Source organism: Oceanicola granulosus HTCC2516 (assembly GCF_000153305.1).
GTDB classification, from domain to species: Bacteria; Pseudomonadota; Alphaproteobacteria; order Rhodobacterales; family Rhodobacteraceae; genus Oceanicola; species Oceanicola granulosus.
Genome location: NZ_CH724107.1, coordinates 1,222,712 through 1,235,531, shown reverse-complemented (window position 1 = coordinate 1,235,531; position 12,820 = coordinate 1,222,712). Strand labels below are relative to the sequence as shown.

Sequence of the window (12,820 nt, the reverse complement as noted above, 5' to 3'; positions counted from 1 at the left end):
TCAGCCCCGCAGCAGCGCCGACTCGTGCCGCTTGAGACAGCGGCGCGCGGTGTCGCCGTAGCGGGTGAGGTCGGCGCGCAGCTCGGGGAAGATGGCGAACAGCTCCTCGCGGGCGGCGTCGGTGACGGTGTCGATCGCGTGGCTGCCGGGGTGAAAGCTCTCGGTGGCCGCGCCCTCGGCGAAGATGATCTCGTGGCTGTCGAACATGAGGTGGTGGTAGGTCACCGCCGCGCGCTCCTCGCGCCGCACCGCATGGCCGTCGACGAGGTGCTTCGCGGCCACCAACACCTCGCTCTCGCCGAACAGGAGTTCCGCCGCCGGCCCCTGCCAGAGCAGGCGGTGCTGGGCGGAGACGACGAGTTCGGTCTCGAGGCCGGGTAGGGTGCCCGGGCGCAACACGACGGGAGCGAGCTTGCCGGCACCGGGGACGGTGCGGCCCTCGGCCCAGCGGATCGGCTGCAGGCCGTGATCGCGGGTGACGACCTTGTCGCCCGGCCGCAGCGCCTCGACGGCGACCAGCCCGCGCGGCGTGAGGATGCGGGTGCCGGCGGCGAAGCAGATGATGCTCTCCATCTCGGAGAAGTTCAGCCGCGTGCCGTCGTCGAGCATCACGTAGCCCGACAGGCCGCCGAAGGCGTCGTCGGTGTTGGTGTAGGTCAGCGTCTCGAGGTCGGCGAGCTTGCCGAGCTGGAGCGTGTCGCCGTGGGTTTCGTCGCCCTCGCCGCCGATGGCGGTGATGGTGCCGTTGTTGGCCTCGCCGAGGTCCTCGAGCACGAACAGGTCGTCGCCGTCGCCGCCCTCGACGCTGTCGGCCTCGGCGAAGATGATGGTGTCGTTGCCAGCTCCGCCGCTGATCGTGTCGGCGCCGAGGCCGCCGCCGAGGGTGTCGTCACCCGCGTCGCCGGCGAGGCTGTCGTTGCCGTCGCCGCCCTCGAGGGTGTCGTTGCCGGTGCCGCCCGCGAGGGTGTCGTCGCCGTGGCCGCCGTAAAGCGTGTCGTTGCCCGCGCCGCCGTCGAGCCGATCGTTGCCCTCGTCGCCGTGGAGGACGTCGTTGTCGTCGCCGCCGGCGAGATGATCCGCCTCGGCGCCGCCGGAGAGGTAATCGGCCTCGCTGCCGCCGTGGAGGCTGTCGCGGCCGCTGCCGCCGGACATGGTGTCGCGCCCGGCGCCGCCGCGCATCTGGTCGTTGCCGGCGCCGCCGGTGATGCGGTCGTCGCCGGTGCCGCCGTCGATAATGTCGTCGCCGCCGTCGCCGTGGAGCAGGTCGTTGCCGGAGCCGCCGTCGATGACGTCCGCGCCGCCGCCGCCGTAGATCGTGTCGATGCCCGCGCCGCCGTAGAGGCTGTCGTCGTCGTCGACCGAGGCCATGGTGCGGTAGTGGATGTCGGTGAGGTAGACCGCCTGGCCGCCGCTGCTCAGGTTGTCGTAGTCGATCTCGATGCGATGGACCGGTCCGGCGATGTCGACCAGCACCGAGCCGGCGGCGTCGGCGGCGGTCTCGCCGGAATTCCCCGCGGTGACGGTCTGGCCGGAGACGCTGTCGTTGCCCGAGGCGGTCAGCCTGACGCGGACGAGGTTGCCCTCGGCATCGTAGGCGCGGACTGTGACGCGGTCGTGCCAGCTGCCGGTGTCGACGTCGTTGATGCGGAAGGTGACGTTCTCGACCTCGTTGGCGAGGCTGCTGCCGTGGTCCGCCTTGAAATCGATCGTGGTGGTGGAGGTGTTTCCCTGGCCGGTGCCCGTGAGGCGCAGGCCCGAATTCGTCGCCATCGGCTCGCCGGTGGCGGTGTACTGGGTCTGGTTGCTGATCTCGAAGGCGCTGGCGTTGCCGTCGTCGGTGAACCCGACGCTGACGATCATCCCGCCGGCGTCTTCGGCGATGCCGCCCCTCACGTCGGTGCCGCTGGCGGCGACGGATGACCAGTTGAAGCTCTCGTCGGAGCCCGCGACGGTCCGCCAGTCGTCGCCGTAGATGATGTCGTCGCCGTCGCCGCCATGAACCGTGTCGCTGCCGCCACCGCCCACCAGTGCGTCGTTGCCGCCGCCGCCGTAGACGAGGTCGTTGCCCGAGCCGGCGTCGATCGTGTCGCGGCCGCTGTCGCCGGCATTGCTCGAGCCGTGGATCTCGTCGTTGCCGCCGTCGCCGAGGATCGTCTCGTCGGTGCCGTCGCTGCCGGTGATCGTGGTGTCGTAGCTCGGGGCCGAGCGCACGCTCGCCGAGGAGTAGGAGGCCGGCATCGCGTTGGGGACGAAGTAGACGTTGCCGTCGACGCCCTCGTAGTAGTTGCCGTCGGCGTTCTGCTCCCTGACGCTGCTGCCGTTGTTCTTCTGCCCGGTATAGGTCCACTGGCCCCTGCCGATGGTCTGCCCCACGTCGAACGTGACCGGCGCCCCGCTGATCGAGTCGCCTGCGTTCAGGGAGCCGTCGCCGAGCGTAACGAGAAAGCCGCGCGCCACTGTTCACCTCCGTTAACCACGAGTCCGCCGGTCGCGCAGGATCGGCGGGTTCCGCGGTCAAGCTCGGTGAAGAGGCGGGCGGTTAATGGATGAGATTGGGGTGATATCGGGGCAGGAACCGCGCGATTGTTGATGAGACGTGGTCAAACCGGCGAATTATGGCCGTTCCGCCACGACCTCGCCGCATTGTCGCCACGCCGGCCGCTCCGCCCGGCCGCGTCAGGCGGGCGCGAACTGCTCCGCCGCCGCCCAGTCGAGCGCGCAGTTCACCACGCGCTCCGTCTGCCCGGGCGACAGGATGTCGCCGGTGATGACGTGCGAGTTCGGATCGTCGCCGTGGCCGCAGCGGATGCGGCAGGTCTGGGTCCGGCCGCCCCAGCGCGCGATGACCGACTCGGTGGTGGTCGGGCTGACGACGAGGTCGCCGCGGCTGTAGAAGAACAGCGCCGGGACGCGGATGCGCGACAGGTCCACTCCCCGCACCGCGTTGACGGCGTCCGACATCGGGAACACCGCCTCGATCGGGTAGCGGCGGGTCCAGTAGCGGGCGTGCTCCTCGTTCATCGTCGGAAAGGAGCGCGCGCCGCCGATGACCTTGGGCGCCCAGTTGCGCACGCCCGGCGCGTCGAGCAGCCACTGGCCCGGCCGGATGAGGCCGAAGTTCGGCGAGACGAAGATCACGCCTTCGCCCGCCATCCCGTCGCTAAGCCCCAGCGTGATCAGCGTGCCGCCCGTCGAGCAGCCCATCCACAGCACCCGGCCGCCGATCTGCGCGGCGACGTCGCACGCCTCGCGCACGTCGTCGCGCCAGGCCTCGAGCGTCGCGCGCGCCATCGCGGCGCCGTCGATGCCGTGGCCGGCGAGGCGGGTCATGAAGAGGTTGGCGCCGAGCGCGGCGGCGATTCGCTCGGGCACCGGGGTCAGCTCCATCGGACTCGCCGAGAAGCCGTGCACGTAGACCACCACGAGCGGCGTGCGCGCGCCCGGCTCGCCGGCCCAGATGATGCGCTTGCCGCAATCGTCGCGCAGCCCCTCGACGGCCGCCTCGGCCTGCTGCAGCCTGACCTCGAGCGGCGTCATGCCACCGCCCGGCGCAGCGCGCCCCGGTAGAGCGTCGCGCAGCCCAGCAGCGCCAGCGCCAGCAGCGCCGCCGGCACCAGCGTCAGCGACACCCGCAGCGCCTCGAGCGCCGCGTCGCTCTGGGGCACGACACCGCTCGTGCTCTCCTGCCAGCCCGCGGCGGCGAGGATCAGGCCGAGGATCAGCGGCGCACAGGCGTTGGCGACCTTCTGGCCGAACAGCCACAGCGCGCTGAACGCGCCTTCGATGGGTTCGCCGGTGCGGCTTCGGGTCAGGTCCATGAGATCGGGATACATCGCCCAGGGGATCTGCTGGTAGGCGCCGTTGCCCACCCCCGCGAGGACGAACAGCACCGCCAGCAGCGAGACGGACGCCGCCGGCAGGGCGAGATATATGATCCCGAGCACGACAATGTAGAGGGCGAGCCCCGCGATCAGCGCGCCGAGCTGTCCGAGCCGGGCCGACAGGCGCACCCACGGATACTGGCTCGCCACCGCGCCGACGATGAAGCAGGCGAACAGCGTCGAGAAGGCGCCGAGCGTGTCGACGAGCGCGCCGATGGGCCCGCTGTGGGCGTCCGCGATCAGGTAGAGCGCCGCGAGCTGCAGCCCGGCGGCGACAATGGCGACGGCGAGGGTCATCAGCCCGTAGAGGCTCACCAGAGTCGCGAAGGGGCGGTTGCCCATCACCCGCGCGAGCGTCGCGGCGAAGCTGCCGGTGGCGGGGCGGGAGATGCGCGGCGCGGCGCGGGTCAGCCACAGCATTCCCCAGATCGTCACCAGGATCAGCGGCGCCACCGTCAGCACCGCGCGGCCGTAGCCGCTCCGGCTCTCGCCCGCCAGCGCCGGCACCACCGCGCCCGCCGCGAGCAGCCCGAGCGAGGCGAACACCATGCGCCAGGCCGTCATCGCCGAGCGCTCCCGCGCCTCCTGCGTCATTTCCCCGGCCATCGCGCCGTAGGGGATCGCGACGCAGGTGAAGCCGATGGTGGCGAGCGCGAAGAAGGCGACGACCCAGCCCATGTTGGCCTGCCAGCCCATCCCCTCGGGCACCAAGAACATGCCGACCACGCCTCCCGCCAGGATCGGCGCGCCCACCGCCATCCACGGCAGCCGCCGGCCCCAGCGGCTCTCGGTGCGGTCCGACAGGTAGCCGACGAGCGGATCTGTCACGACGTCGAAGCCGAGCACGAGGAACGTCGCCCAGCCGGCGACGGCGGGGGGGACGCCGAGGAAGGTGGTGAGAAAGGCGAAGACGAGGAGCTGCTTGACCACGACGAAGACGCCGATGCCCATGTCCGCCAGCCCCCAGCCCGCCTTCTGCCCGAAGCTCAACGCCATGCCCGTCCCCCTGTCCGCAGGCGACCATACGCGGCGGGGCCAGCGCCGCCAACTGCCCTTGCGGCGCCCCGGGCGCGAAGCTACTCAGGCGGCTTTCCCAAACCGGAGCGAGCCCAATGGGCGCACGACTGGCCGTCGATTTCGGCACCTCCAACACCGCCGCCGCCGTGCTCGAGGGCGGCCGGCCGCGCGTGATCCCGCTCGAGGGCGCGGAGGAGACGCTGCCGACGGCGGTGTTCCTCGACTTCGGCGCGCGGCGCACGCTGTTCGGCCACGCCGCCGTCGCGGCGCTGATCGAGGGGCGCGACGGGCGGTTCATGCGGGCGCTCAAGAGCGTGCTCGGCACGCCGCTGATGCACGAGCGCCGCCAGTTCCTGCAGGAGCGGCTCACCCTCGTCGAGATTGTCGCCCGGTTCCTCGCCGAAGTGAAGGCCCGCGCCGAGGCGGCCACGGGCCAGCAATTCCCGCGCGCGCTCTCCGGCCGCCCGGTGCGCTTCCACCACGACCCGGCGCGCGACGCCCGCGCCGCCGCCGACCTCGCCGCCTGCTACGCGGCCGCGGGCTTCGAGGCGGTCGACTTCCTCCCCGAGCCGGAGGCGGCCGCGCTTTCGGCGGCGGCGGGAGACGGGCTCGGGCTGATCGTCGACATCGGCGGCGGCACCTCCGACTTCACCCTGTTCGAGCGCGCCGGCGACGAGACCCGCACGCTGGCGAGCCACGGCGTGCGGATCGGCGGGACCGACTTCGACAAGGCGCTGAGCCTGGCGCTGGTGATGCCGCTGCTCGGCAAGGACAGCCGCATCCGCGCCGAGCTCGGCCGGGCGACGCTGCCCGCGCCGGTCGCGCTGTTCAACGACCTGGCGAGCTGGGAGAAGATCCCGTTCCTCTATGGCGCCGACACCCTGCGCGACGTGGTGCGCATGGCGCGGCTGGCGGAGGAGCCCGAGAAGTTCGCCCGGCTGCGCGACGTGCTGGAGATGCATCTCGGCCACGACGTCGCCTTCGCCGTGGAGCGCGGCAAGATCGCCGCCAACGGCAGCGACCGGCTCCACGAGATCGACCTCGGCGTGCTCGAGCGCGGCCTCGCCGCGCCGCTGCCCCCGCTGGCGCTCACCGCGACGTTGCGTCCCTTCGCCGACAACATCGCCGCCGCCGTGGACGAGACGCTCGCGCGGGCCGGCGTCGGCGCCGGGGCGGTGGGGCAGGTGGTCTGCGTCGGCGGCTCGAGCCTGCTCGCCGTCGTCTCCGACGCCGTCGCGGCGCGCCTGCCGGGGGCGGAGCTGCGCTTCGGCCGCGCCTTCACCGCCATCGTCGACGGCCTCGCCATCGCCGCCGCCCGGTAGGGTGCGCATTCATTGCGCACCGCGCCCGGTAATTCCGCTGCGTCACACTCTTCAATTCCCCGCAATTACGTTGCGGCACAATTCGCCAATTCCGCTGCGACACCCCCCGAAACAGAAAACGGCGACGCCCGGGAAGAGGGCGCCGCCGCTTGTCTCGTCAGGCACCCAAGGGAGGAGGAGGGGGCGCCCGGCGTCTGGTCGAAGGGCGCGACGGTGCCAGGGAGGAGGAGAGGCACCGCCGCGTCTTCGCATCGGGGACCGTTCAGGGAGGAGGAGGGAACGGCCGCCGAATCTGAATGTCGAGCGGCGACGCCAGGGAGGAGGAGAGGCGCCGCCGTCTTGTCTCGCCGGCTGCCCAAGGGAGGAGGAGGGCGCCCTGCGATGTGGTCCGAAGCGCGCGACGATGCCAGGGAGGAGGAGAGGCGCCGCCGCGTCTTCGCTATCGCGGCCGTTCAGGGAGGAGGAGAGAACGACCTGCGAATTCCGTGTCTTGGAGAGGCGACGACGCCCGGGAGGAGGATGGACGCCGCCGCTTCTTCAAGGTGCGACCCGCTCAGGGAGGAGGAGAGAGCGAGCCGCGGTCAGAGCCTTCAGGGAGGAGGAGAGAAGGCTCCGAACTGGGGTGTTACTTACCGTAGGCGGCCTCGTGGGCAAGCCCCCGGATCTGCGACCGGTGGACGCCGAGGTCGGCGAGGTCACGGTCGGTCAGGCTGCTCAGCTCGGTGACGGTCCGGCGGTAGACGTTGTACTTGGCCTGGCGCTCGCGGTACTCGTTGACGAGACCGGTGAGGCGGGTGCGCAGGGAGCCGGTGTTGTAGCCGGCGCGGGTGTCGGTGAAATGTGCCATGGTCATTGACCTCGTTTCTGCTCTTTCGAATTCATGGCGGCGCTCTGTCCTGTCGCCGTCTTCGAGAGTGAACATATGCGAATGCTGCACTCGCACAATGGCGCAAAGTCTCAATGCCGCCATGCAGAAAGTGCATATGCCGTTCTGGTTGATCGGCGTCTCATTTGCGCTGCCGAAACGGGCAGTCGGGGCGCGGGCGGCCTTGCAGTTCGGCAGATATATGGCGAGCAAGGGCGCGAACGCCCAATCGGCCGGCGCGGGGAGCGGCGGCGCTGCCACAACAGGATGACAACAGCATGAACAAGGACACGATCTTGGAGGCGCTGGCGCGGGTCGGCCTGCCGGACGGCGGCACCATCGTCAGCCGCGACATGGTGCGCGCGCTCCACGTCGAGGGCGACTCGGTGCGCTTCGTGCTCGAGGTGGCCGACCCGGAGCTCGCGCGGCGCATGGAGCCGGTGCGCGCCGCCGCCGAGGCGGTGGTCGCCGAACTGCCCGGGGTGGCGAAGGTCTCGGCGGTGCTGACGGCGCACGGACCGGCGAAGCCGCAGGGCGGCCCGCCGCCCGCGGCCGGGCAGGGCGCGGCGCCCTCGCTCAAGATCGGCCGCCACCCGACGCAGAACCAGGGCCCCGCGCCGGTCGCCGGCGTCGACCGCATCATCGCCGTCGGCTCCGGCAAGGGCGGGGTGGGCAAGTCCACCGTCGCCACCAACCTCGCCGTCGCGATGGCGCGCGAGGGCCGCCGCGTCGGCCTGCTCGACGCCGACATCTACGGCCCCTCGATCCCGCGCATGATGGGCAAGGAGGACCGGCCGAAGTCGCCCGACGGCGAGCGCATCGAGCCGCTGCACGCCCACGGCGTCACCTTCATGTCGATCGGGCTGATGCTCGAGGACAACAAGCCGGTGATCTGGCGCGGCCCGATGCTCATGGGCGCGCTGCAGCAGCTGCTGGGCCAGACCAACTGGGGCGAGCTCGACACTCTCATAGTGGACCTCCCTCCCGGCACCGGCGACGTGCAGCTCACGCTGTGCCAGCGCTTCCACCTGACCGGCGCCGTTGTCGTCTCGACGCCGCAGGACGTCGCGCTGCTCGACGCGCGCAAGGCGCTGTCGATGTTCGAGACGCTCAAGACCCCGGTTCTCGGGCTGATCGAGAACATGAGCACATATATATGTCCCAATTGCGGGCACGAGGCGCACCTGTTCGGCCACGGCGGCGTCGCGGCCGAGGCCGAGCGGCTCGGCCTGCCGTTCCTCGCGGCGCTGCCCATCGACCTCGACACCCGCCTCGCCGGCGATTCCGGCACGCCCGTCGCGGCGGGCGAGGGCGCGATGGCCGAGAGCTACCGCCGACTCGCCCGCCGCTTCATCGACGGCGGCATGGGCTGAGCATCCCGCCATAGGCTCGCGGAGGAGGCCGCCGTCCGCAGGGGCGGCGGCCTTCTCGTGTCTTGGTCACGCAACTCGTGATTCCGACACATGCCGTGAATCGGTTTGGACTCCCGTGGAACTCGACGGCCATCGGCGGGCAGGGCGCCTCATGGAACTGCTGTGAATCAACCTGCGCAGCGGATGAACCGCCTGGCGCGGGACGAGAGACAGGCGTTCTGTCCACAGATTTCTCGCCCTTATCCCCAGCTTCCGGCGCGAACTCTCTTGTTTGTGATCAAGCTGCCACATCTTCAGCCACACCTAAATGCTGTGCGCTTGAGGGGCGAAACACCACATTTTGTGTTGGCCGGCCTGGACATCGGCAAATATCAGCGCATCCCGCCCGATTCTCGGGAACCCGGCGCAGGGCCGGTGCAGCGTGGTTCCATAAAGTTCACTACAGGACCACAAAAGTCATTGCCTGAGCCGCTCCGCTTTGGCACAACCATCTACAGAAAGCGGGCAGACAAAGACGGGGCGCTCAAGACCCCACCGGCACAAAGTCGGGTTTCATACAGGCAAACATCGCTTTCTAGAAAAGAAGAAGTGCCGGCGCGCGGGCGAGCAGACATCCCCCCAGGTGTGCGCGTGCAGTCGGACAATCCCGAAAGGGACGTGGCGGCGGATCGAGAATGGCAGCTCTCGGTCCGCCGCTCGCGGTTAACGCCCCGGCATCGCCGGGGAGCAGAAAGGACGAGGTGCCACGCCAGTGCTGGCAGGCTTCACGGGCACATACCACCAGAAGGTGGACGGCAAGGGGCGGGTCTCGATACCCGCCGACCACCGTCGTGTCATCGAAGCGGGCCAGCCGAACTGGCAGGCGGGCGAAAGCTCCAAGGTCTACCTCGTCTTCGGCAACCACCTGGACGGCTACATCGAGGCCTACACGGTCGAGGAATACGTCCGCATCACCAGCCAGATCAAGGCGATGAAGCGCTCGAACCCGATGCGCGAGCGGCTGATGCGCATGTTCGCGGGCAAGTCGCTGGTCGTCGACGTCGACGCCAACGGCCGCGCGATCCTCAACAAGCAGCTGCGCGAGAAGCTCGGCGTGTCCGACGAGGGCGCGGAGCTGATGTTCGTCGGGTTGATCGACCATTTCGAGATCCGCCTGAAGGACCAGGCCGACATCGAAGAGGCCGAGGACGCGGCCTGGCTCGAGGAGCAGGGCGACGACTTCGACCTGATGGCCTGCCTGGACGAGGAGTAGGCGATGAGCGCCGCCGCGCCGCACACGCCGGTCCTGATCGAGCCCATCATCGAAGCCTGCGCGCCCGTGAGCGGCACCTGGCTGGACGGCACGTTCGGCTTCGGCGGCTACGCCCGCGCGCTGCTCGAGGCGGGGGCCGCGCACGTCATCGGCATCGACCGCGACCCCCTGGCGCACGAACTGGCCGGCTGGGTCGCCGACGAGCCGCGCGTGACGCTGATCCGGGGCACCTTCTCCGAGCTCGACCGGCACGGGGAGGCGCTCGACGGGGTGGTGCTCGACCTCGGCGTCAGCTCGATGCAGCTCGACCGGCCCGAGCGCGGCTTCTCCTTCATGTCCGACGGCCCGCTCGACATGCGCATGAGCCAGGACGGCCCCAGCGCGGCCGACCTCGTCAACGAGCTCGACGAGCGCACCATCGCCGACATCCTGTTCAACTACGGCGAGGAGCGCGCCTCGCGCCGCATCGCCCGCGCCATCGTGCGCGCGCGGCCGCTGGCCACCACCGCCGAGCTCGCCGCCCTCGTCGAGGGGTGCCTGCCGCGCCCCAAGCCCGGCCAGAGCCACCCCGCCACGCGCACCTTCCAGGCGCTGCGCATCGCGGTGAACAACGAGTACGGCGAACTCGCCGAGGGGCTGATGGCGGCCGAGCGGGCGCTCGCGCCGGGCGGGCTGCTGGCGGTGGTGACGTTCCACTCGGTCGAGGATCGCATGGTCAAGCGCTTCATGCAGGCCCGCGCCGGCCAGACCGGCGGGCCGAGCCGCCACGCCCCCGACGTGGCGCAGGCGCCGCCCGCCTTCGGCCTCGTCACCCGCAAGGCGATCGGCGCCGACGAGGCCGAGGTCGCGCGCAACCCGCGCGCCCGCTCCGCCAAGCTGAGGATCGCGCGCCGGACCGACGCCCCGGCCGCGCCCGTCGACATCAAGAGCCTCGGGATGCCCGTGGTGAAGGGATTCGTGACATGAGATCGATGTTCTACCTGCTCTCGGCCGTCGGCGTCATGGCGCTGGCGTTCTGGGCCTACGAGCAGAACTACCGCACCCAGGAGGCGATTAGCGAGGTGCGCGCGCTGCACCGCGAGATCGGCCTCGCCCACGAGCGCCTCGGCGTGCTGCGCGCCGAATGGGCCTACCTGAACCGCCCCGAGCGGCTGCGCGACCTCGCCGAGATGAACTTCGAGCGGCTCGAGCTGCTGCCGCTCATGCCCGAGGCATTCGGCCGCATCGATCAGGTCAGCTACCCGCTTCCCCCGCTGAGCCCGATCATCGATCCGATCGAGGTCAGCTCCGACAACGCCAACGGTGAGGAATTCCCATGATCCGCCGTCCGCTCCGCCCGCTCGCGCGCATCCTCAAGGCCCGCGCCGAGGGCGCCAATCCCGACGCCATCGAGGCCGAGAACCTGCGGCTGCGCCACGAGGACATGCGCGACAAGGCCCGCGCCCGCGCCGAGGGCCGGCTGGTGGTGCTGGGCGCGATGTTCTTCCTCGCCTTCGTCACCATCGGCGGGCGCATGGGCGCGCTCGCCGGCTCCGAATCGAGCGAGCCCGAGGCCAGCGTCGCGGGCAACCCGATCATCGGCACCCGCGCCGACATCGTCGACCGCAACGGCCGCATCCTGGCCACCAACCTCGACACCCACGCGCTCTACGTGCATCCCCAGGACATCATCGACCCGGAGGCCGCCGCACGAGGGCTGGTCGAGATCTTCCCCGAGCTGAAGTACGACGAGCTGTACGAGCTGTTCACCTCCGAGCGCCGCTTCGACTGGATCCGCCGCGAGATCAGCCCCGAGCAGATGCAGGCGGTGTTCGAGATCGGCGATCCCGGCCTGCTCTTCGGCCCGCGCGAGATGCGCCTCTATCCCAACGGCTCGCTCGCCGCCCACATCCTCGGCGGCGCCTCCTACGGCACCGAGGGCGTCAGCGCCGCCGAGGTGATCGGCGTGGCCGGGGCGGAGAAGTACTTCGACAACTACCTGCGCGACCCGGCCAACGAGGGCGCGCCGCTCGAGCTGTCGATCGACCTGAGCGTGCAGGCCGCGGCCGAGCGGGTGCTGCAGGGCGGCATGACGCTGATGAACGCCAAGGGCGCGTCGTCGGTGCTGATGGACATCCACACCGGCGAGATCCTGTCGATGGTCTCGCTGCCCGACTTCGACCCCAACAACCGCCCGCCCGTCGCCACGCAGGGCGACCAGTCCGACAGCCCGCTCTTCAACCGGGCCGTGCAGGGGGTCTACGAGCTGGGCTCGGTCTTCAAGATCTTCACCATCGCCCAGGGAATGGAGCTGGGGCTCATCAACGCCGAGACGATGATCGAGACCAAGGGCCCGCTGACCTGGGGCCGTTTCCGCATCCGCGATTTCCACGATTACGGCCCCGAGCTGAGCGCGACGGACGTGATCGTCGAGAGCTCCAACATCGGCACCGCGCGGGTGGCGATGCACATCGGCGGCGAGCGTCAGCGCGAGTTCCTCGGCCGCCTCGGCCTGCTCGAGCCGACGTCGGTCGAGCTGGTCGAGGCCCCGACCGGGCGGCCGCTGCTGCCGGCGAACTGGTCGGAGATCTCGACAATGACGATCTCCTACGGCCACGGCCTGTCGTCGTCGCCGCTGCACCTGGCGCAGGCCTATGCCAGCCTGCTCAACGGCGGCGAGCGCGTCACCCCGACGCTGCTGCGCCGCACCGCTCCGCCGCCGGCCGGCGAGCGGGTGGTGAGCGACGTGGTCTCGGCGGCGGCGCGCTACATGCTGCGCCAGGTCGTCGTGCGCGGCACCGCGAGCTTCGGCGAGGTGCCGGGCTACGACGTCGCCGGCAAGACGGGCACCGCCGACAAGCCGCGCGAGAACGGCGGCGGCTACTACGACGACAAGGTGATCGCCACCTTCGCCAGCATCTTCCCCGCCGACGATCCGCAGTACGTGCTGATCCTGAGCCTCGACGAGCCGGTCGAGACCATGGGCGATCAGCCGCGCCGCACCGCCGGCTGGACGGCCGTTCCCGTCGCCGCCGAGATGATCCGCCGCACCGCGCCCCTGCTGGGCCTCCGGCCGGACGTTGAAACCCTGCGGCCGACGGGTGTAACACTCACCGCGAACTGAAGCGGGA

General features: G+C 70.7%; 10 protein-coding genes. 6 read left to right on the top strand and 4 right to left on the bottom strand.

Annotation, left to right across the window (positions count from 1 at the left end):
- The 3 genes from OG2516_RS20865 to OG2516_RS05790 all read right to left on the bottom strand — a co-directional run bounded on the left by OG2516_RS20865 (position 1) and on the right by OG2516_RS05790 (position 4,877).
- The gene (locus OG2516_RS20865; protein ID WP_007254699.1) at positions 1–2,457 is read right to left on the bottom strand and encodes a Hint domain-containing protein; all 2,457 of its coding nucleotides are present in this window, start codon (positions 2,455–2,457) and stop codon (positions 1–3) included.
- Between the two features lie 219 nt (positions 2,458–2,676).
- Positions 2,677–3,537 carry an alpha/beta hydrolase gene (locus tag OG2516_RS05795; protein ID WP_007254698.1) on the bottom strand — a complete coding sequence of 287 codons (861 nt, stop codon included), beginning with the start codon at positions 3,535–3,537 and terminating at the stop codon, positions 2,677–2,679.
- Positions 3,534–4,877, bottom strand: a complete 1,344-nt coding sequence (locus OG2516_RS05790) for an MFS transporter (protein WP_007254697.1) — start codon at positions 4,875–4,877, stop codon at positions 3,534–3,536. Before OG2516_RS05790 ends, OG2516_RS05795 begins: the two co-directional genes overlap by 4 nt.
- 116 nt (positions 4,878–4,993) lie before the next feature.
- On the opposite strand from OG2516_RS05790, the gene OG2516_RS05785 reads away from it, so the two are divergent.
- Positions 4,994–6,220: an Hsp70 family protein gene (locus tag OG2516_RS05785; RefSeq protein WP_007254696.1), complete on the top strand. Its 1,227-nt coding sequence runs from the start codon at positions 4,994–4,996 to the stop codon at positions 6,218–6,220.
- A gap of 625 nt (positions 6,221–6,845) precedes the next feature.
- Here the strand turns inward: OG2516_RS05785 and OG2516_RS05780 are convergent.
- Positions 6,846–7,067, bottom strand: a complete 222-nt coding sequence (locus tag OG2516_RS05780) for a DUF1127 domain-containing protein (RefSeq protein WP_040615572.1) — start codon at positions 7,065–7,067, stop codon at positions 6,846–6,848.
- A 296-nt stretch (positions 7,068–7,363) separates the two neighbouring features.
- Here OG2516_RS05780 and OG2516_RS05775 point away from each other — a divergent pair, with 296 nt between their 5' ends.
- The 5 genes from OG2516_RS05775 to OG2516_RS05755 all read left to right on the top strand — a co-directional run bounded on the left by OG2516_RS05775 (position 7,364) and on the right by OG2516_RS05755 (position 12,813).
- Positions 7,364–8,458 carry an Mrp/NBP35 family ATP-binding protein gene (locus tag OG2516_RS05775; protein WP_007254694.1) on the top strand — a complete coding sequence of 365 codons (1,095 nt, stop codon included), beginning with the start codon at positions 7,364–7,366 and terminating at the stop codon, positions 8,456–8,458.
- A 751-nt stretch (positions 8,459–9,209) separates the two neighbouring features.
- Complete coding sequence (locus OG2516_RS05770; RefSeq protein ID WP_007254693.1) at positions 9,210–9,710, top strand: division/cell wall cluster transcriptional repressor MraZ; 501 nt, start codon at positions 9,210–9,212, stop codon at positions 9,708–9,710.
- A gap of 3 nt (positions 9,711–9,713) precedes the next feature.
- Positions 9,714–10,676 (top strand): 16S rRNA (cytosine(1402)-N(4))-methyltransferase RsmH, encoded by a 963-nt coding sequence (rsmH, locus tag OG2516_RS05765; RefSeq protein WP_007254692.1) that lies wholly within the window; start codon positions 9,714–9,716, stop codon positions 10,674–10,676.
- The gene (ftsL, locus tag OG2516_RS05760; RefSeq protein WP_007254691.1) at positions 10,673–11,029 is read left to right on the top strand and encodes a cell division protein FtsL; all 357 of its coding nucleotides are present in this window, start codon (positions 10,673–10,675) and stop codon (positions 11,027–11,029) included. Before rsmH ends, ftsL begins: the two co-directional genes overlap by 4 nt.
- Complete coding sequence (locus tag OG2516_RS05755) at positions 11,026–12,813, top strand: peptidoglycan D,D-transpeptidase FtsI family protein (protein ID WP_007254690.1); 1,788 nt, start codon at positions 11,026–11,028, stop codon at positions 12,811–12,813. Before ftsL ends, OG2516_RS05755 begins: the two co-directional genes overlap by 4 nt.
- Positions 12,814–12,820 lie beyond the last annotated feature (7 nt).